The sequence below is a fragment of the Flavobacterium sp. WV_118_3 genome (assembly GCF_039778605.1).
Classification (GTDB): Bacteria; Bacteroidota; Bacteroidia; order Flavobacteriales; family Flavobacteriaceae; genus Flavobacterium.
The window spans coordinates 2,788,031-2,807,940 of record NZ_CP156060.1 but is presented as its reverse complement, the minus strand read 5'-3'; the positions used below and the strand labels follow the sequence as shown (position 1 = coordinate 2,807,940).

The following is a 19,910-nucleotide window of genomic DNA, read 5'->3' as shown; positions in this document are numbered from 1 at the left end:
AAAGTAAAAAGGGTTTGATTTCGTGTCTTAAATTTTAAAAGAAGCTTTTTTAAAATAGAAAAGCATTCAATTATCTCATTATCTTTGGAAGTATGAAGATTGACCATCAAATTGCAAAAATATCAAGTTTTCAGCATCTGGAGCTTTTGGCCAACCAGATCGTAGAAGGCTTTATTTCCGGGATGCATAAAAGCCCGTTTCATGGATTTTCGGCCGAATTTGCGGAACATAAAGTCTATAATCCCGGTGAAAGCACCCGACATATCGACTGGAAGTTATTTGCCAAAACCGACCGTTTGTATACCAAGCGTTTCGAAGAAGAAACCAACCTGAGATGTCACCTGATACTCGATAATTCCTCATCGATGCATTATCCGGAATTAGGGAAAGAACAGTTGTTTTACGAGAATAAAATTGGATTTTCGGTATTGGCCTCCGCGGTATTGATGAACCTGCTTAAAAAGCAGCGCGACGCGGTAGGGTTAAGTGTTTATTCGGATACTTACGAATACTATGCTCCCGAAAAAGGTAGTGAGCGTCATCATCGGATGTTGCTCAATGTACTGGAAAATGTTTTACAAGCGCCAAAATCGTCAAAAAATACCGATACGATCACCTTTTTACATCAGATAGCGGAAAAGATTCACAGAAGATCAATGGTGATTTTATTCACGGATATGTTTCAGGGGGAAGAGGACGAACGTCTGTTTAAAGCCTTGCAGCACTTAAAACACAATAAACATAAAGTGGTCTTGTTTCATATAATTGATAAAAAAACAGAATTTCGATTCGATTTTGACAATGCCCCACGGAAATTTATTGATCTTGAAACCGGTGAAGAGATCAATCTTTTTGCCGAAAATGTCAAAAATGATTACGAAAAATTGGTTCAGGATTACTTTACAAGAGTAGCAAATACCTGTACGCAGTATAAAATTAAGTATGTTCCGGTTTCGGTTGACGAAAAATTTGAAAAAATAATGACTACCTACCTGGTTGAAAAACAAAAGTTTGGGTAGTAATCTGAAATTAATTCTGATTTTTTTTTAGAATTTGTTTGGAGAAATGGAAAAGGGTTGTATATTTGCAACCGCAATAAAGCACTGGTTTGGTAGTTCAGTTGGTTAGAATACATGCCTGTCACGCATGGGGTCGCGGGTTCGAGTCCCGTCCAGACCGCCAGTAAAGAGGAAGCCTTTCGAAGAGAAAGGCTTTTTTGCCCTCTTAAAATATTTAAGATTAGTTGTGTTGTTTAGGTACGCAAGTACCAGGTTTAGTAGTTAGACCAATGAAAAGCTTTCCTATGTTTCTGAGTGCTCAGATTCGGGAGGGCTTTTTTGATTTTGTAAGTCTCAGTTATTATAAATACTGGTGTTCAGGGAGTTATAAAAAACATGATTTTTTCTTTAAAAAATGTTTGCAAATCATTAAAAACGTTCTATATTTGCAACCGCAATAAAGCACTGGTTTGGTAGTTCAGTTGGTTAGAATACATGCCTGTCACGCATGGGGTCGCGGGTTCGAGTCCCGTCCAGACCGCCAGTAAAAAAGAAGCTTCTCATATCGGGAAGCTTTTTTTGTATCTTTTATTTGATGTATTACGTTTGTATCATTGATTCGGATCACTTGGATGTTTATAAAGAGGTTATGATGAATCCGGATGAACGTTTGAAGTATATCATTTAGAGGGAGGTAGTGAGTTCACTTCACGTGCATCCGATTGGAAATTGGTTTATAGTAAAGTATTTGAAACTAAAAAGAAGCCTTTTATTTTGAACTGCCCCCAAAAAGTTAGACACTATTTGGAGGCTTTTTTATTTGATATTGTTTCATTTTTTGCAACTGTTACTCCGTATGGATAACACCGGTGGCGATGGCAATAGCATTTATTTCCTTCCTGTGTAATTGAAAAGGCAGGAATTCCGGATTTTCGGAAACGATCAAAATGTGGTCTTCATCTTTTCCTTCGAGAACCCGTCTGATTAATAATCCTTGTGTTGTGCTTATAATATAAATGTGATTCCATTGCAGGAAACTGTCCATTGGGACTCTTTTGCAGGCAACCAGATCACCGCTATTGTATTTTGGACTCATGGAATTTCCTTTTACGCTAACCAGAAAGTCGACATCTTTAAAAGTTGGGACGTGATATTTTTCAAGAACGTGATCAGTGGTGATCAGAGCTTTATATTTAATCTTGGAAAAAGCCGTTTCGGTAATCAACGGGATTAAAGCGGTGTTTTTAAAGGATACACAGTCGAAATTGATATTGTTTTCCACTGTGGGATAAGTATCACGGTTTTCGTTTGCGGCAGAGTTGGAATTAGTGTTCTCGTACACATTGTCTTTTCGGAACATTTTTCCGTTACCGAGTAATAGCCATTCGGGTGAAATATCGGGAAAAGTCGTCAGGATATGAATCAAAGTCTCGTCTTTCATACTGGCAGTTCGTTTGATAGCAGTCTGAATAGAGTTGTTGGACATATGGATTTTCTTTTCAAAAGCACTGATGGATAAACCGTAATATCGGATTATTTCTTTGACACGTTCTATAGGCTTCATATGTATAATATTAGGTTTAGTGTTAGGTTGTAGCTTTTTGGAGTGGGTAACTTGGGTTTTAGTTTCCTTATTTGAAACTAAGAAGTTGATATGTAAAGTTATAAAAAAAAAATAAAATTATTTGCGGTGGTTTGATTTTTAGATAAGGTTGCTGTTGCGGTTTCTTTTTTTGAAACTCATATGTTAAATGAATGAAGTAGTAGCTATAGCGATTGTATTATATGATTGTTTTGTGGTTGCACATATTGAAGTTTTAATCCGGATAGGGTTTTCTGTTGTAAACGGGTATTTTGTTTAATGGCGATAGGAACAGAAAAGATGTAATATCGGATTGTTTCTTTATTGGGCTGTATTGACTTCGCAATTAAAAGATTTTCTCAAACAATGTTCTTTTTTTGTTAGAATATTTTTGCTATATTTAGAATGAAGTTAGTGTATGGGCATTTCTGTATAAAACAAAAAATCAATATACAAAGTTATGAAAAAAAATAAGTATAACAAGTATAATGTTCTTGTAATTAACAGGCTTTCAGAGAAATATGGATTTACAGGATATTATATTCGTCAGTGTTTACGAGGCGATCGAAAGAACTTAACGGCTGATCAATTGAGAAAAGAGTATAATAATCTTAGTAAAGCGATTACCAAGCTGTTGGAAGAAAGCTAATCAAAAGCGTGTTTTAAAATCGCTGTGGTATAGGATAAATATTTTGTAGCACAGTAAAAGTGTGTCCTTATGGTTTTAATTTTGGAAAGCACGCAGCTAAAAAAAACAAAATGTTTTTTTATTGTTTTTATATGTAAAAAAATAACATATATATAGTGTATATGTTTTAAAATTGTATTTTTGTACTTGAAATGTTGGATGTTTATCTTTTAATGTAGGCCGAAACTATAGAGAATAACGCTTACATTTATAAGGCCTACTGGCTAAATAATGGCATTGAACATTTTCTCCGTATTTCCTAAAAAAAGGAATTAGATTTAATAACACCTCCCCTCAATAAATTTCAAAATAACTTCGATTTGTCGAAGTTATTGTTATGTGTTATAAAAAATTAGGAATGATCTTGTATGAAATATAGCCTTTTCTTTTTAGGATTACTCGGGATTTTGCCGTTGGTATATAGTCAGTCTAAACAGGCGGAATTCGATAGTTTATTTCAAAAAGCAATACGCTTGGATGCCATCGCATCGCCACAGGCATTTACCGCGGCTATAAAGGCAATTACTTATGCCGAACAAACCGCTTATAATCCTGGGATTTTAAAGGGAACATTGTGGATTTGCGAGCATTATATCAGAAATGGAAACGATGCACAAGCCCTGTTATTTGCTGCTAAAGCAGAAAAAAAAGAGCCTTTTCTGAAGGGTGATGGCAGTGTGAAATTAAAGCGAATTAAGGCCAGGAGCCTCATTCGGATGGGTTTTTATGAAGAAGCCGATAAAACACTGCAGGAAGCGTTGACTTATGCTTTAAAACTAAAAGGCGACAAAAACATACCGTTGCTGGGAGCTGTATATACAGATATGGGAACTAATTATGCCGAACGTAATGTTACGTCGCATCTAGCCATCGAATATTATCAGAAAGGTTTACAGTTATTTCAGAAAATGAAAGATTCGGATCCGCTCAAACCGCAATATACTTTTTGGGTATTGGTGAAAATCGCATCTTTTTACCGAAAACAGCGACATCCGGCTAAAGCACGACAGTATTTAAAAACAGCGGCATTGTATTCAGGTCAGCTGAAAAATAATTTGGGAAAAACAGACTTTTATTATAACAAAGGGATAGAAAGTAATACGGAAGGAAAAATAGATGAGGCAAAACAATATTTTCAGAAAGCACTGGATATCGTAAAGCGGGAACGTAAAATAACCTGTAAAAAAGAGTTGTATTATGAACTGTTTAGAGTTTGTCAGAACTTAAAAAAAACAGACAGTTGCCGATATTACCGGCAACAATACATATTGTATAGCGATAGTCTTCATCAAATGTATCGAAAAGATGCCAGTGTGGCCCTGCGTTTTTTTGAAAAAGAAAAACAACAGGAAATAAGGGAACGTTCGTTAGTATATTTTTTGATACTGTTGCTTTGTATACTCATTATTCTGGTGGGCACTACAAAATTGTTCCGGGATCACAAAAAATTTATAATACTGCTGGAAGAGAAAATAGCAATAGAAGGGCGATTGCAAAAAAACGAAAGTAATCTGAACCAGATAAAAAAGAAGAATAATCTCGAGGTTGGCACGACAGTAACACTGAGACGACTGGTGAAAGAAGGGAATCCGGCCTTTCTGATCGAGTTTAAAAAACTCTATCCGGATTTTTACGACCGTTTGTTGGTATATAATTCGGAAACGGGCAATGATATGAAGTTTTGTGCCTTGATCAGATTAAATTATACTACGATACAAATGGCCGAATATACAAAAAGTACGATTCGGGCAGTAGAATCCAGAAAATACAGGTTACGGAAGAAATTTAATATTCCAAAGGATAAGAATATTTATGAGTGGTTTCAGGAATTTTAAAAGGGAGGACAATGGAAAAGATTTTTTTATACAGTATGATAATACTGCTATCCGGTTCAGTTTTTGCACAGCGCTATACCGAGTTGCAAATTGATCAAATGATACAAGATATCGATCAGATGGTCGGTAAAGAACCGGATAAGGTATTGCCAGCAAGTTTTAAGTGTTATAATTATTCAAAGGAAATCAATTATAAAAAAGGAATGGCGAATAGCCTGCTGTTAACAGGAAAAGGTTTGTTGTCATTGGAGCAGTATGATACCGCTTTGGAGTATGCGGCCAAAAGCGAGGCTATTGCAAGCAGACAGCATTACAGTGAAATAATGTGTGAGGCCTGTCGGATGGAAGCAGAATGTTATCGTTTGTTGGGTGTCGAATATCAGGTGTATAAAATGTTGCAGAAAGCAATGCGATTTACGTTGGATATTCGGGACCAAAATAAGCAGTATCATGAAAAAGGAGTAGTTTTTAGCGATATGGCACATTACTATGAGCGAATGGAAAAACAGGACTCGGCGTTGGTTTATTATGAAAACAGCGATAATATGTTGAGTAGAATGAAAACCGGCCCGGTCAAAAATGTCGATCGATCGCTGGTAGCCTCCGGGATGGCTATGCTATGTATGGAAAAACAACAATACGATCTGGCGGAGATGTATCTTAAAAAAGCAGAAGCTCTGGGAGAATCGACTGATGGTACCGAAGTAAAAATGAAAATTCTCCGAAATAAAGCGAAACTCGAAGCAGCCAAAGGGAATAGTGAAATCGCAATTGCGTATTACGGAAAAACACTATTGCTGGCAAAACAATTAAAAAAAAAGGAGCTGCAGACGCTTATTTATCACCGATTATCGATGTTGTATGAAAAAACAGGAGAGGAAGAAAAAGCGGTGCAATGTTTTTTGGAAGGTCATAAAATAAGCAATCATCTGGAAAAAAACAAAACAACTGCTCGTGAAATACCGGTAAAAATGGTCGTTAAAAATACAGAACAGCAATTTAAAAAAAGTAGAATGGGAACTGTAACAGGTCTGTGTATTGTAATATTCTTTATTCTGTTTTTGGTGGGACGCATATTTTGGTATTGTAAAAAAATGAAGGATGAGCAATTGGCAATGAAACGTACGGAACAAGAATTAAAGCGTAAAGAAACTTTTTTAAAGCAAGTACAAAATATTGATGAGATAACAATCGAAAAAGTTGTACAGTTGGGAGTCGAGAACGATCCGCAATTTCTGCCACAGTTTGCTATCATACAAATGCCGTTTTACGAACGTTTACTGGAACTAAAGCCATCGTTAAAAGAAGAGGAACTAAAAATAGGAGCCATGCGGAAACTGGGATTTTCGACAAAAGAAATTGCTATTATTACCGATGTTTCGGTACGGTCTGTGGAGGCACGGATCTATCGAATCCGAAAGAAAATTAAAGAGTTTTTTAGCGAAGAAGAGCAACATTGGTTTGAAATGATATAATGAAAATTATTATAGAAAGGTAAATTTGTTATAATTGTTTGAAATGTGTATTATTTTGATTTTTATGCTTTTATGTTTTTTATTTTTATATAGAATAGAAAAAAAGTAGTAATATGATAAAAAAATACATATTGAATATATTCGTGCTTGCCTTCAGTATAGTACAGGCGCAGGAATTTTCGATCCGGGAAATGCCGAACCTGATCAATGTACAATATAGCTCGGTCGCTTTTGCCGACGTAAATGGTGATGGGAATGCGGATTTATTGCTTTGTGGCGCCGATGGCGGTTATGCATTGCGTTCCAGTTTATATCTGAATGACGGACAAGGAAATTTTTCGTTATCCGATAATCCCGATTTAATGGTTATCCGGGAAGGTGCTGCCGCTTTTGCCGATATCGATGGGGATGGCGATCAGGATTTACTCATTACCGGAATAACCGAAGTGGTGACACCAGCCGGAAACTACGGAACCCGAGTAAAATTGTACCGAAACAACGGAGCCGGCTTGTTTTCGGAAATAGCAAATCCGGGTTTGGAAGCCGTAAGTCAGAGTGCGGTTTTGTTTCAGGATATTGATAACGACGGTGATGCGGATCTGATTATGACCGGGCAAGGAGGAGGAGTGGCTGTTACGAATCTGTATGTTAACGATGGCAATGGTAGTTTTACAGTAGCCAATGCCAATATACCCGCCAAAATTAATCTGATGTATTCGTCCATCGCAATGGCAGATATCGATGGTGATGGCGACCCGGATTTGCTGCTAACCGGAATGGATGGAGCAGATAATCAGATCAAAATGGCTTTATATAAAAACAACGGATTAGGCGTTTTTACCAAAGTAAATAACCCGGGAATTGAACCGATTTTTACCGGAGGAGCCGTTTTTGAAGATGTTGATAACGACGGTGATTTCGATCTGATGATGATGGGTGCAGATCCGTTATATGGCAAAGTCGCAAAATTATACCGGAACGACGGAAACGGAAACTTTACATTAAAAGCGAATACCCCTTTTATCGGAGCACAATATGGCGATGTGAAGTTTGCCGATGTGAATAACGACGGCTTAAAAGATGTGTTGATCACCGGTTACAGAAACCCCAATATGCGAGCCGATTTATATATCAATAACGGAAATGCCGAGTTTACAATGGCTACGGATATGCCTTTTATCGGGATGAATAATAGTGCCTTGGCTTTTGCAGATATAGATAATGATAACGATATGGATCTGATAATTACCGGGCAGAATTCGCCATTGGGAACCCTGACAAAGTTATACATTAACCAGACCAATATGCTGTCGGTTGCCGATCCGAAGACGCAGATTGTAAACGTATATCCAAACCCGGCACAGCACACGATTAACATACAGGTCCCGGACGGGACGATGGTTGGAAAAATTGAAGTATACGATAGCCGGGGTAAATTGGTTGTACAACAACAATCCGGACAAACCCTATCGGTTGAAAAACTACCTACGGCATTATATATGGCGGTAATTTATACGGACAAAGGAATTTTAAGACAGAAAATAGCCAAATATTAAAAACCTGTCAGGTCTCAAAGGCCTGACAGGTTTAGTAGTAAATTTAAAACCAGATATGGCGATAATCCCATACTTTGGCTAGAAAAAGACCAAGGTAAACCATGCAAACCACAAACTTGATAAAAGTGGAAGCCAGAAAACCGATAAAAGAACCGGTAGCAGCTTTAACAGCCCGGTGATGGTCTTTGCTGTCATAAATTAATTCACCAACCAACGCGCCTACAAATGGTCCGATAATAAAACCCAGCGGAATAGGAGCGATAAGTCCGATGATTAACCCGATATTGGTTCCCCAAACACCATATTGACTACCACCGAATTTTTTGGTGCCCTTGGCAGGAATAACATAGTCCAATATGGCGACAGCAACCGCTACAAATAGCGTTATACCCAAAATCCAGTAACTAAACGGAATGCCTTTGGTCAGGTAAAGTAATAACAATCCGACCCAACTAATTGGTGGCCCGGGTAAAACAGGAAGGAAACTACCGAGTATCCCAACCAACATACAGATCAAACCCGTTATTAGTAAGAAGTATTCCATAATTTTAGTACTTTTGACGACTTAAAGTTACGATTTATCATTGTAAGAAAGAACAGCGGGATTTAGAAACCTGTTTTAAGAAACATAAAAAATGAAAAAACACTGGCTTTTATTCTTTATAGTAATGGCGATAACTTCCTGTCAGTTTTCTGATAAAAAAGTACAATCGGAAGACGAACTACTACAAAAAGAACTTAAAAAGATCGACTGGAAAAAAGTGGATGCTTTCCCAACCATCGATGCCTGTGAAGCGATTTCCGATGAAACCCAGCGACGCCAATGTTTTTTCGAATACCTCACACAAACCATACAGGAAAAACTAAACATCGATACATTGGCGGTTTTATATCCCGAAATTGATACCATCGCGGTAAAAGTAACCGTATTCCCGGACGCGACCATCAAATTTGAACCACAGTTTCCGAAAGACAGTGTGGCCTATGATAAAGTAAAAATAGACAGTATTCTACACAACCGTCTGGTCGATTTTCCAAAGATCAATCCGGCGATAAAAAGAGGCGTTCCGGTGAAAACACAATTTATACTTCCGGTTATTTTGAACGTAGAGAAGTAAACATCCTTCCTTTCCACGAATAGGAACCATTAAGGGAAAACAAGGCAACAGCAACCGAAAAAAACGGATAGATAATACTACTGATCAATACTGAAGTCATCTTCATATCAAGTAAACGGTTCGTTTGCCATATTAATATCCAGTCGACTGTAAATTTTAGAAGTGTAAAGCCTAACAGCAATAACCAGCTTATTTGCTCCGTAATGGCAAGTACCAGTACCGTTAACAGACAGCAATTGGCAAGGAAAACAACAAACGCCAGTCCTTTTGAAAAATCCGATTGATAGGCCCCGGATTTAGATGCCCAACGCACATGTTGTAAGAAAACTGCCTTCCAGCTTTTTAGCGGTTTCGTTTGAACGATAGCCGCTTTGGTTTTTAAATAAAATACCCGCTCCGGATCGTGCGCAATGGCTTTTTGTAGTAAAAAAACGTCATCTCCACTGGCAATATTGGTGTTTCCATTAAAGCCATCCAGTTCGGAAAATAGCCGACGATGATAAGCCAGATTGGCGCCATTACACATAAAGGCTTCGTTAAGTCCAAAACTGCCCAAAGTAGCGCCCTGCAAACTCAGTATATCCATCTGTTGGAAATGGGACAACAATCCGGGATCTTTTGGCAGGTTAACCGCTCCGGCAATCATTGCAGGATTTTGTTGCTGAACGCATTTGTCCAGGGTTAACAACCATTGGTAAGGAACACGACAATCGGCATCGGTGGTCACAATCCAATCTTTTTTTGAAATGGAAACCGCGCGGGTAATGGCATCTTTTTTGGGAGCATTTGTGGTACGAACATTGTCCAGTATCGTCACATGAAAAGCGGTATGTTCCATACGCCAGGTATTGATCAAACGAACTGATTCATCTTCGGAAGCATCATCCACAAAAATAATTTCGAACAATTCTTTCGGATAATCCAATACGGCAAATGACGCTAATAAGTCCGATAAATTCGCAGCTTCATTCCGGAAAGGAACCACAATCGAAAAAGAAGTTTGTGCCTTTTTCGGGCTACTATCAAAGGATTTTACTTTTGCAGATCCGTAGATGAGTAAGCCGATAAAAAGTGCATAATCGATAAAAATCAGGCAAAAAAGAAGGATTAGGATTTCCATTGGGATTTAAAATTTAAAACAAAATAACTACCGATTATAACCGGAAGTACCACGTTTAAAAACCACATCAAGGTACTAATAAAAACGACAATCCATTCGTTCACACCCAACAAACCAAAAAAATACAAGGCCACACTACCTTTTACCGCAAAATCCAGAAACTGGAACGTTGGAAGCGACGACGCCAGAAAATACACGCTGGTTATTGTAGCCATTAGGATGGGATAAGGTAGATTCACGTCGAATACAAGGAAAAGAATATAATATTGATGCGAAAAAACCAGATAACGACCAATCGCCAGCACTATATTTTTTCGATGTACGGATTTTGGGATTTCGTTTATTTTATGGATCAGTTTTTCAATAGAATAGCCTTTGATGGTGATGCGTTTTGCCAGAAAAAGAACCACAAGTAAGACAAGTAGAGAGCCGAACAATATTAGTACGGTTTGCGAGGTGATTACCTGAAAAGAAGCATTAAAATACAGCAATCCGAAAAGCCCGAAAATTATAGTTAAAACCATCTGAATCCCGTTACAGATCAGATTTAGAAACACAATTTTTTTAGTCTGTGATTTTTCAAAAAACAAGGCCTTTCCGGCATATTCTCCAATACCGTTTGGTGTAAAAATCGCAGCGGTTAAGGCGCCCAGAACCTGTTTTGAGGCTTCGCCAACGGAAACCGGACGGATTACCGAAACCAGATTTTGCCACTTTAAAATCTCCAGAAAACGATTCAAAAACGTCAGTAACAGGATTAAGGCAATACTGCCAAAAGTCTGCTTACTTTGTATTAAAGTGATGAATTTTTCCCAATCGAGTTGGTCATTTTGCATCAATTGCTTGTAAATAAAATAAAAAGCGGCGCCTACAATCAAAAGTTTGACTACAAGAACGAGGAATTGTTTAGCTTTGTGGGATACAGAAATCATCGCTGCAAAATAACAAATTAAAATTGGCAAACGAACGCATCATATTAGGAATTGATCCCGGTACCACAATCATGGGATTCGGTTTGATAAAGGTTATCAATAAAAAAATGGAGTTTTTACAATTAAATGAATTGCAATTGTCCAAATACGATGATCATTATACTAAACTGCGAATCATTTTTGAACGTACTATCGAGTTGATCGAAACCCATCATCCGGACGAAATCGCAATTGAAGCACCGTTTTTTGGAAAAAACGTCCAATCGATGTTAAAACTTGGGCGAGCGCAGGGTGTGGCGATGGCGGCAGGTTTGTCCCGTCAGATTCCAATCACGGAATACGAACCGAAAAAAATCAAAATGGCGATTACCGGAAACGGAAATGCGAGTAAGGAGCAAGTGGCTAAAATGTTACAACAATTACTGGGATTAAAAGAATTGCCGAAAAACCTGGACAGTACCGACGGTTTGGCGGCTGCCGTTTGTCATTTTTTTAATTCCGGAAAAGTGACCGTTGGTAAGAGTTATTCCGGTTGGGATGCTTTTGTAAAACAAAATGAAGATCGGGTAAAAAAATAACATTCGTTTTGGCAGGAATTTATATCCACATACCGTTTTGTAAGCAGGCGTGTCACTACTGCGACTTTCATTTTTCAACTTCTTTAAAGAAAAAGGATGAAATGATAGCCGCATTGGTTCGCGAACTGCAACTCCGTCAAAAAGAATTGGGTAATGAAACGGTGGAAACCATTTACTTTGGCGGCGGAACACCGAGCATTTTACCCATAACGGATATTCGTTTACTTATCGATACGATTTACGAACTTTTTAACGTGGCGGATAACCCGGAAATCACCGTAGAAGCTAATCCTGACGATTTATCGGAAGAACGGATTATCGCGTTGTCGGAAAACGGAATCAATCGATTAAGTATCGGAATCCAATCGTTTTTTGAACAGGATCTGAAATTGATGAACCGGGCGCACAATGCAACCGAAGCTTTAAAATGCCTTCAGATTGCGACACAATATTTCGACAATATCTCAATTGATCTGATTTACGGAACACCGGGAATGGACAATCAGCGTTGGCTTGAAAACATTCAACAGGCGTTGGATTTAGGTATTCCGCATATTTCGAGTTATGCACTAACGGTCGAGCCTAAAACCGCTTTACAACAATTTATCAAAAAAGGAATTGTACCGCAACCGGATGATGCGGTGGCACACGAGCAGTTTTTATTGTTAGTTGATCAGTTGGAAACAAATGGATTTGTGCATTACGAATTGTCCAATTTTGGAAAGGAAAACTACTTTTCGCAAAATAATTCAGCCTACTGGCTGGGTAAAAAATACCTGGGAATTGGTCCTTCGGCACACAGTTATGATGGAATCCATCGCAGTTGGAATATCGCTAATAATACTTTGTATATTAAAACTATCGCAGAAGATAAACTGCCGTTGGAAATCGAAGCATTAACACCAACCGACCGTTATAACGAATATGTGATGACCGGATTGCGAACCATCTGGGGCGTATCGATTGACCGTATTGAAGCCGAATTTGGCCCGGTTTATAAAGACTATCTTTTACAGGAAGCACAGCAGTATCGGGATAGTGGAAAACTGGAACTGAAAAACAACATCTTGCGAACAACCCGCGAAGGAAAATTCTTTAGCGATGGTATTGCGAGTGACTTGTTTTTTGTGGATTAAAAATACCGTTTAAAAAGGATTGCATGGAAGTCAAATCCTAAGGGAAAAGGTTTATATTTGATGATATAAATGACCTTAATCAGAACCATGAAAGCCATCATCCATCATAAAAACCAGGATTTTGAAGTCAATTTAGCACAGCCTATCGACATTTCAATACCCATAACCAATACCGATCAGAATCCGATTGCCTGGTATATCGAAAAACCGGTTATCGAACCGGTACGTTTCGGCGATTGGATTGGGAAAGTAAGCGAAGGAAAATCATCGACCAATTTTAATAATATCTTTTTTAATCCGCACGGACATGGTACCCATACCGAATGTCTGGGGCATATTACCCGCGATTTTTACAGTATTAATCAGTCGTTGCAACAGTTTTTCTTTACAGCCGAACTGGTTTCCATACAACCGGAACAACAAGGGGACGACTGGGTGATCACCAAAGCACAAATAGCGACAGCATTGGGCGATAAAAAGCCGGAAGCCATCGTAATCCGTACCCTTCCGAATGCTGCCGAAAAAAAATCCCGTAACTATTCGAATACCAATCCGCCGTATCTGGACGAGGCGGCGGCTACTTTTATTTGTGAAACGGGAATCGAACATCTGTTAATCGATTTGCCTAGTGTAGACAAAGAACATGATGAAGGGAAACTATTGGCACATAAAGCCTTCTGGAATGTGACGGATGTTGGTAATTTGAATTCGGATGCCCGAACAACTGCGACGATTACGGAAATGATCTTTGTAAAAGATACTATTTCCGATGGAAGCTATTTGCTCAACATACAAATCGCCTCTTTTGAGAACGATGCGTCACCAAGTAAACCAATACTTTATACCATACAATGAAAAAAATACTCCAATTAGAAGAAGCGGCCCTGTTTTTAGCGGGATTAATCTTGTTTTTACAACTGAATTTGACCTGGTGGTGGTTTCCGTTATTATTGTTAGTACCCGATGTATCGATGTTGGGCTATCTGTTTGGAAATAAAATTGGAGCCTGGAGTTATAATTTTGCGCATCATAAAGCAGTAGCCATTATCGTCTATTTTATCGGGATTTATACGGTAAATAAAAATCTGGAACTGGCAGGAATCATTTTGTTTTGTCATTCCAGTATGGATCGGGTTTTTGGCTATGGATTAAAGTATATCGAAGGCTTTTCGAAAACACATTTGGGAATAATAGGAAAACATAAAACACAATAAAATGGATATACAGACGTATTATGAGTATTGTTTGTCTAAAAAAGGGGTAACCGAACATTTTCCTTTCGATGAAGATACGCTGGTGTTTAAAGTAGGTGGAAAAATGTTTGCTCTTTCGTCATTAAAAGAATGGGAAAATGGTCGTCCGTCCATAAATTTAAAATGTGATCCGGAAAAGGCACAAGAATTGCGGGGACTATTTGACGATATCAAACCGGGATATCATATGAGTAAAATACATTGGAATACCGTTACGGTAAACGGCGAATTACCGGATAAATTTGTCAGAGAACTGATCGCGCATTCGTATGATTTGATCTTTAACAGCCTGACAAAGAAAATACAAAGTGAAATTAATCAGTCCGAAAATTAGAAAAATTCAAAAGGACTTTGCAATTTTGCATTCCGTAAAATGAAATCAAATAAAACAGCATTACGCTGAAAGGATAACAATATGAAAGATCAAATTAAAAAGTTTTTAAACGAAGACCAGGATCCGAAAGCCATTGAGAAAATTACGTCCAAATTACAGGATTTGCTGATGCGAAATGAAGAGGTAGGCTATATCGGTGTACAAAAAAAACCGGCGATCACCGTATTTCCGGACAGTATTGTACTGACGAACAAACGCATTATTATGTGTCGTCCGAAAAACCTGGGACTATCAATGGATTTTGTAGATTATAATTGGGATGATATCGCCGGAGCCTTTGTAAAAGAAAATATTTTGGGTTCCGAATTCTCCTTTTCGACCAAAAGTGACCTGACGATCTCGATTGATTATATTCCGAAAACACAGGCGCGAAAACTATACACCTTTGCCAAAGAACAGATGGACGCTTTAAAAGAACCGTTAAATCCGGTACAAGCGGCACCTGTTACGGAACCAACACCGGTTGCCGAAGCATTTGTAGAGGAAGTGGAAGAAGTGGAAGAAATCGAAGCCGAAGAAGTAACCAGTTTTGCTGAAATATTGCCGGCTACTCCGGTTAGTTATCAGGAACCGGTTGTCGAAACGCCGGCACCGACACAAACGGCATCGGGAGACAAAAAATTAAGCGACCTGACCAAAGAGGAGCTTTTCGAAAAATTGCAGAATTATAAAAAATTACTGGACAACGGGCTAATTCTTCAGGGTGAGTACGATACCTTGAAAAAAGAGATTTTAACTTATATGTAAAACACTATCGTATGGAAAAAGGTAAAGACGTAGAAACACTGATTCCGCACCGGGCACCGTTCCTGTTTGTAGATGAAATTCTTTCGGCTAACGAAAAAGAAATCATAGGAGTATATACCTTTAAAAAAGATACGGATGTCTTTATAAAAGGTAGTTTTCCAGAACTCGAATTCGTGCCGGGAACAATACTGATCGAATCGATGGCACAATGCGGAGGCGCCGGCGTACGGTTATTAGGTGTTTCAAAAGGTGTTTTTGCCCTTGCGCAGATCGAAAGTGCCCAATTCTTTAAAGCCGTAACCTATGACGAACAGGTGCGATACGAAATTGCGATACAACGGATGAGCGAAAAAATCATCAAACAATCCGGAATTGCTTATGTTGGCGATGTCAAAGTAGTAGAAGCTTCCTGGATGTCCATCCGGATTGATTCGGCTCAATAAAATATAAAAGCTCCGTTATTAACGGAGCTTTTATATTAGAGTGCTTTTTTCTGTTTTTCCGAAAAATTGTCGGCTTGCATTTCCAGTAATTCGATTGCTTTTTTCTTTTTATAGTCGTACAATCCACGATCCTGTCGTATTTCGGCATACACATCGTCATAAATACCGGCATCGGTAGTGCGTTGCAATTCCCGTTGGTAGTTGTTTTGTTCCAACAGCGTTTTAAGCGCCATTTCGGAATCTTCCAGTTTAAAATCGTATTCGCTTTTGGCGGCTAATAACTTCGCAATAATGGGTGAGGTTTCGATCGCTAAAAACAAAAGCATAATAAAAATCGAAGGCAGACTTGGTAGTTTGTTTAGCGCATTGATACGCGCCATCAAACCGTCGAAACCGTCGATTACCGGTTGGGTATCGCTCACTTTTTTATCCAGTTCGGCCTGTAAAGTCTTTGCTTTGGCCTCTTTTTCGATGATCCTGGCCAGATTTACTTTCCGCAACGTATCCAATTCTTTTAAAGCCGCATCGTGTTTATCGCGTTTTTCTTTATAAACCGGACCTTTGCCTAGTTTTAGGGTTCCTTTGGTTCCTTCGGCTTCGGTGATATAGGTTGTATAAAGATCGTTAACCTCTTTTTCTTTTTTAAGAATATCCGCTTTCAGACCGTCAATTTCGGCTTTATTTTTGGACAGATCCGTTTGGAAATAATTGGAGACTTCCTTTTTATTTGCCAAAGCCATGGCATTTTTTTCTTTAAGTAATACGGTATTGATTTCCTTTTCGAATATTTTAATCTCCAATGGTTTGGAGATAACAATAGCGATGATCATTGCCAGAATAATCCGTGGCGTTGCTTGTAGGAATTCGCTCCAGAAGCGGTCGCGTTTCCGAATGGTTGAAACGATAAAACGATCCAGATTAAAAATAAGCAATCCCCAGACGATCCCAAAGAAAACGGCCGTATACGCATTGTCGAAAACGGTATACAAGGCGTAGGCACTTGCGATAAAAGCCATAACGGCAGTGAAAAATACGGTTGCTCCGATCCCGGCGTATTTGTTTTGTTCCCCGTTACTACAGGAATCGATGAGGTTTTTGTCTGCGCCGGAGCACAGCATAAAAAAACGTTTTAACATGATTGATGATTTTGATTGATGATGATGCAAATGTAACGCCAAAAAAGATATAATGTTGTAAAAGCTTGATATATTTTGGATTAAAGGCGAAAGTGACACTGTAAAGAGTCCGAAAGACCACCGATTATTTACGGCAGATAAAAACAAAAGCAGGTGGAATGTTGAAAAAAGTAAAGCGGATTTTTACTTTTGAGAAAACAGATTTTAGCTTCGAACGCAATTTTAGCGAATATTGAAACTGTATAAAAGCACCGGATTCCGAAAGGCAATATTTTGAGTTGATCAATATATTATGAACCATATTTTCCGGTAATACGGTAAGCGGGAGCGACGATACGATAAAATCGGCATGCGAACAATGGTAGTGACGCAAATACGATTCGATTTTTTCAGCACTGTCGTTGATTACAATCAGACGGGGATCGTTGATTTGTTTTAAAGCTTCGTAAAACTCTTTGTTGACTTCAAAAATGAGTAATTTTCCTTCGGGATGTAGTCTTTCCAGCAGTTTTAAAGTGAAAATTCCTGTGCCCGGACCATACTCTACGATACAACGCGCGGTTTTAAATCGGATTGGCCGTAGCATTTTTTTAGCCAAAAAGGAGGAACTCGGTGACAAAGCACCAATAGTTCCTCCTGATTTCAGGACTTCGGATATAAATTTTTTGTCCAAAGTAATATGTTGTAAATACTCTATTTACTCAGTTCGGTAAAATATTTGTAGAACAATGGAATGGTTTCGATTCCTTTCAGGTAATTAAATACACCGAAATGCTCGTTTGGCGAATGGATGGCATCGCTATCCAATCCGAATCCCATTAAAATGGTTTTGCTTTTCAATTCTTTTTCGAATAAAGCTACGATTGGAATACTTCCGCCGGAACGTACCGGAATCGGTTGTACACCAAAGGTATCGTTATACGCTTTGGCAGCCGCCTGATAGCCAATACTGTCGATCGGAGTTACATAACCTTGTCCGCCGTGGTGTGGTTTTACAACCACTTTAACGGCTTTAGGAGCGATGCTTTCGAAATGTTTCTGGAATAATTCGGTAATTTCTTTCCAATCCTGATTCGGTACCAAACGCATCGATATTTTGGCATGTGCCTTGCTGGCGATAACGGTTTTAGCGCCTTCACCGGTATAACCGCCCCAGATTCCGTTTACATCCAATGTTGGACGGATGGAATTTCGTTCGTTGGTTACATAACCGGTTTCTCCGTATACATCGTCAATATTTAGGGCTTTTTTATAATTCTCCAAAGAGAAAGGTGCTTTTGCCATTTCGGCTCTTTCTTCTGTTGAAAGTTCCTGTACTTTATCATAGAATCCCGGAATGGTAATATGATTGTTTTCATCGTGAAGTGACGCAATCATTTTGGCCAGTATATTAATCGGATTGGCTACGGCTCCACCGTATAATCCGGAATGTAAATCGCGATTTGGTCCGGTTACTTCCACTTCCACATAACTCAGACCTCTAAGGCCGGTTGTGATGGAAGGCTGCGTATTGGAAATCATTCCCGTATCGGAAATCAGAATTACGTCGTTAGCCAGTTTTTCCTGGTTGCGTTCAACAAACCATCCTAAGCTGGCAGAACCCACTTCTTCTTCACCTTCGATCATGAATTTAACGTTACACGGAAGTGTGTTGGTTTGGACCATATACTCCAATGCTTTTACGTGCATGTACATCTGACCTTTGTCGTCGCAGGCGCCACGCGCAAAAATAGCACCGTCAGGGTGTAATTCGGTTGTTTTGATTACCGGTTCGAACGGCGGAGAGGTCCATAATTCGATCGGATCGGCCGGTTGTACGTCATAATGACCGTATACTAAAACCGTAGGTAATTTCGGATCGATGATTTTTTCACCGTATACAATAGGGTAGCCTGGTGTCTCGCAAAGCTCTACAAAATCGCATCCGGCTTTTTCCAGACTGGCTTTAACGGCATTGGCGGTATCGATAACATCTTGGGAGTAAGCACTGTCGGCACTTACAGAGGGAATTTTTAATAAATCAACTAATTCGTTTATAAAACGTTCTTTATTTTCCTGAACGTATTGTTTAATAGTATCCATTTATAATGCTAATATGATGAAAGCCAAATGTACAAAAAAAACTATCAAAAATTTTTTCATTTTTTTCTTGGATGGTAAGAAGTAATGCGTATATTTGCACCCACAATAACAAAGCAATTGCGCTTTACGAAGTTGTCCTGCGGGTGTGGTGAAATTGGTAGACACGCCAGACTTAGGATCTGGTGCCTTCGGTGTGTAGGTTCGAGTCCTATCACCCGCACAAAAGCCTCTGATTTATCAGAGGCTTTTTTTATGCAAAAAAACTAACGACTTGACAGGTGATGTCTGTTGAAAATGTGTGTTTTAGGTTTTTTTTTGCCTTGCTTTTATTTGGTTCCGTTTCGAGTTGTGATAAATAGCTGTAATCCTTTACATCGGTCGTAACGTATTACTATAGGTAATTTTATACGGATTTTTGGTTTCCGCATTGTCCTTCATCACATAAATAAATTTGTACTGTTGTGCTTTTTTTGGTTCAATTATCACTTCTTTATTGCTTATTTTATCGGTAATTGTTGTTGGAAGTGTATTGTCGATTCGCAACGAATGTGCGATTCCATTTCCCAGATTGGTGATGGTGGTTCCTTTATATAGCGTCTTTTTCTCGTTCGAGATAGTAACCAGTTCACCTTTAAAGCCTTTGGTAAGAATAAGAACCGAAAAGTTTTCACCATTGGCATTCATATCAGACAGAAATTGCTTTTTCTGACTCTCGGAAACCGAGCGGAAATCGTCGCGATACTGCACATTGGAAGTACTGCACATTGTAAATAATAAAGCAAAAAGAAATAGGGCTATCGTTCTCATAAAATCAAAATCAAAGGTTCATACTATAAA

General features: G+C 38.7%; 21 protein-coding genes and 3 tRNA genes. 16 read left to right on the top strand and 8 right to left on the bottom strand.

What is annotated here, in order from left to right; genetic code table 11:
* The first annotated feature begins 92 nt into the window (after window positions 1-92).
* The 3 genes from ABFU83_RS13130 (at window position 93) to ABFU83_RS13120 (ending at window position 1,542) form a co-directional block, all read left to right on the top strand.
* Window positions 93-1,019: a DUF58 domain-containing protein gene (locus tag ABFU83_RS13130; protein ID WP_347066553.1), complete on the top strand. Its 927-nt coding sequence runs from the start codon at window positions 93-95 to the stop codon at window positions 1,017-1,019.
* Window positions 1,020-1,105: 86 nt separating this feature from the next.
* Window positions 1,106-1,182 (top strand) — tRNA-Asp (locus tag ABFU83_RS13125).
* 283 nt (window positions 1,183-1,465) lie between these two features.
* A tRNA-Asp gene (locus ABFU83_RS13120) sits at window positions 1,466-1,542 on the top strand.
* A gap of 303 nt (window positions 1,543-1,845) precedes the next feature.
* On the opposite strand, the gene ABFU83_RS13115 is transcribed toward ABFU83_RS13120, so the two are convergent.
* Window positions 1,846-2,562: a S24 family peptidase gene (locus tag ABFU83_RS13115; RefSeq protein ID WP_347066552.1), complete on the bottom strand. Its 717-nt coding sequence runs from the start codon at window positions 2,560-2,562 to the stop codon at window positions 1,846-1,848.
* Window positions 2,563-3,040: 478 nt separating this feature from the next.
* On the opposite strand from ABFU83_RS13115, the gene ABFU83_RS13110 reads away from it, so the two are divergent.
* The 4 genes from ABFU83_RS13110 (at window position 3,041) to ABFU83_RS13095 (ending at window position 8,134) form a co-directional block, all read left to right on the top strand.
* Complete coding sequence (locus tag ABFU83_RS13110) at window positions 3,041-3,229, top strand: hypothetical protein (RefSeq protein ID WP_347066551.1); 189 nt, start codon at window positions 3,041-3,043, stop codon at window positions 3,227-3,229.
* A 407-nt stretch (window positions 3,230-3,636) separates the two neighbouring features.
* Window positions 3,637-5,103 carry a tetratricopeptide repeat protein gene (locus tag ABFU83_RS13105; RefSeq protein WP_347066549.1) on the top strand — a complete coding sequence of 489 codons (1,467 nt, stop codon included), beginning with the start codon at window positions 3,637-3,639 and terminating at the stop codon, window positions 5,101-5,103.
* Between the two features lie 11 nt (window positions 5,104-5,114).
* On the top strand, window positions 5,115-6,578 hold the full coding sequence (locus tag ABFU83_RS13100; RefSeq protein WP_347066547.1) for a sigma-70 region 4 domain-containing protein: 1,464 nt from the start codon (window positions 5,115-5,117) through the stop codon (window positions 6,576-6,578).
* 113 nt (window positions 6,579-6,691) lie between these two features.
* Window positions 6,692-8,134, top strand: coding sequence for a T9SS type A sorting domain-containing protein (locus ABFU83_RS13095; protein WP_347066545.1), 1,443 nt, complete (start codon window positions 6,692-6,694; stop codon window positions 8,132-8,134).
* Window positions 8,135-8,177: 43 nt separating this feature from the next.
* On the opposite strand, the gene ABFU83_RS13090 is transcribed toward ABFU83_RS13095, so the two are convergent.
* Window positions 8,178-8,678, bottom strand: a complete 501-nt coding sequence (locus ABFU83_RS13090; RefSeq protein ID WP_347066543.1) for a DUF456 domain-containing protein — start codon at window positions 8,676-8,678, stop codon at window positions 8,178-8,180.
* Between the two features lie 91 nt (window positions 8,679-8,769).
* Here ABFU83_RS13090 and ABFU83_RS13085 point away from each other — a divergent pair, with 91 nt between their 5' ends.
* The gene (locus ABFU83_RS13085; RefSeq protein WP_347066541.1) at window positions 8,770-9,252 is read left to right on the top strand and encodes a hypothetical protein; all 483 of its coding nucleotides are present in this window, start codon (window positions 8,770-8,772) and stop codon (window positions 9,250-9,252) included.
* Here ABFU83_RS13085 and ABFU83_RS13080 read toward each other — a convergent pair.
* Window positions 9,230-10,372, bottom strand: a complete 1,143-nt coding sequence (locus ABFU83_RS13080) for a glycosyltransferase (protein ID WP_347066539.1) — start codon at window positions 10,370-10,372, stop codon at window positions 9,230-9,232. The genes ABFU83_RS13085 and ABFU83_RS13080 overlap by 23 nt on opposite strands.
* The gene (locus ABFU83_RS13075) at window positions 10,360-11,304 is read right to left on the bottom strand and encodes a hypothetical protein (protein ID WP_347066537.1); all 945 of its coding nucleotides are present in this window, start codon (window positions 11,302-11,304) and stop codon (window positions 10,360-10,362) included. Before ABFU83_RS13075 ends, ABFU83_RS13080 begins: the two co-directional genes overlap by 13 nt.
* Before the next feature lie 23 nt (window positions 11,305-11,327).
* On the opposite strand from ABFU83_RS13075, the gene ruvC reads away from it, so the two are divergent.
* The 7 genes from ruvC to ABFU83_RS13040 all read left to right on the top strand — a co-directional run bounded on the left by ruvC (window position 11,328) and on the right by ABFU83_RS13040 (window position 15,855).
* Complete coding sequence (gene ruvC / locus ABFU83_RS13070) at window positions 11,328-11,882, top strand: crossover junction endodeoxyribonuclease RuvC (RefSeq protein ID WP_136402086.1); 555 nt, start codon at window positions 11,328-11,330, stop codon at window positions 11,880-11,882.
* A gap of 8 nt (window positions 11,883-11,890) precedes the next feature.
* Entirely contained in the window at window positions 11,891-13,018 is a 1,128-nt protein-coding gene (hemW, locus tag ABFU83_RS13065) for a radical SAM family heme chaperone HemW (protein WP_347066535.1), read from the top strand.
* 87 nt (window positions 13,019-13,105) lie between these two features.
* Window positions 13,106-13,873 carry a cyclase family protein gene (locus ABFU83_RS13060; protein WP_347070220.1) on the top strand — a complete coding sequence of 256 codons (768 nt, stop codon included), beginning with the start codon at window positions 13,106-13,108 and terminating at the stop codon, window positions 13,871-13,873.
* Window positions 13,870-14,232 carry a DUF4260 domain-containing protein gene (locus ABFU83_RS13055; RefSeq protein ID WP_347066533.1) on the top strand — a complete coding sequence of 121 codons (363 nt, stop codon included), beginning with the start codon at window positions 13,870-13,872 and terminating at the stop codon, window positions 14,230-14,232. Before ABFU83_RS13060 ends, ABFU83_RS13055 begins: the two co-directional genes overlap by 4 nt.
* A gap of 1 nt (window position 14,233) precedes the next feature.
* A complete protein-coding gene (locus ABFU83_RS13050; protein WP_347066531.1) occupies window positions 14,234-14,605 on the top strand; it encodes an MmcQ/YjbR family DNA-binding protein in 372 nt (123 codons plus the stop codon).
* An 81-nt stretch (window positions 14,606-14,686) separates the two neighbouring features.
* The gene (locus tag ABFU83_RS13045; protein ID WP_347066529.1) at window positions 14,687-15,412 is read left to right on the top strand and encodes a PH domain-containing protein; all 726 of its coding nucleotides are present in this window, start codon (window positions 14,687-14,689) and stop codon (window positions 15,410-15,412) included.
* 11 nt (window positions 15,413-15,423) lie between these two features.
* Complete coding sequence (locus ABFU83_RS13040) at window positions 15,424-15,855, top strand: beta-hydroxyacyl-ACP dehydratase (RefSeq protein WP_347066527.1); 432 nt, start codon at window positions 15,424-15,426, stop codon at window positions 15,853-15,855.
* 35 nt (window positions 15,856-15,890) lie between these two features.
* Here the strand turns inward: ABFU83_RS13040 and ABFU83_RS13035 are convergent, their stop codons facing one another.
* The 3 genes from ABFU83_RS13035 to ABFU83_RS13025 all read right to left on the bottom strand — a co-directional run bounded on the left by ABFU83_RS13035 (window position 15,891) and on the right by ABFU83_RS13025 (window position 19,073).
* Window positions 15,891-16,991 carry a DUF4407 domain-containing protein gene (locus tag ABFU83_RS13035; protein WP_347066525.1) on the bottom strand — a complete coding sequence of 367 codons (1,101 nt, stop codon included), beginning with the start codon at window positions 16,989-16,991 and terminating at the stop codon, window positions 15,891-15,893.
* 124 nt (window positions 16,992-17,115) lie between these two features.
* A complete protein-coding gene (locus tag ABFU83_RS13030) occupies window positions 17,116-17,664 on the bottom strand; it encodes an rRNA adenine N-6-methyltransferase family protein (RefSeq protein ID WP_347066523.1) in 549 nt (182 codons plus the stop codon).
* A gap of 20 nt (window positions 17,665-17,684) precedes the next feature.
* The gene (locus ABFU83_RS13025) at window positions 17,685-19,073 is read right to left on the bottom strand and encodes a dipeptidase (RefSeq protein ID WP_136402093.1); all 1,389 of its coding nucleotides are present in this window, start codon (window positions 19,071-19,073) and stop codon (window positions 17,685-17,687) included.
* Between the two features lie 139 nt (window positions 19,074-19,212).
* On the opposite strand from ABFU83_RS13025, the gene ABFU83_RS13020 reads away from it, so the two are divergent.
* A tRNA-Leu gene (locus ABFU83_RS13020) sits at window positions 19,213-19,293 on the top strand.
* A gap of 149 nt (window positions 19,294-19,442) precedes the next feature.
* Here ABFU83_RS13020 and ABFU83_RS13015 read toward each other — a convergent pair.
* Window positions 19,443-19,880, bottom strand: coding sequence for a hypothetical protein (locus ABFU83_RS13015; RefSeq protein ID WP_347066521.1), 438 nt, complete (start codon window positions 19,878-19,880; stop codon window positions 19,443-19,445).
* Window positions 19,881-19,910 lie beyond the last annotated feature (30 nt).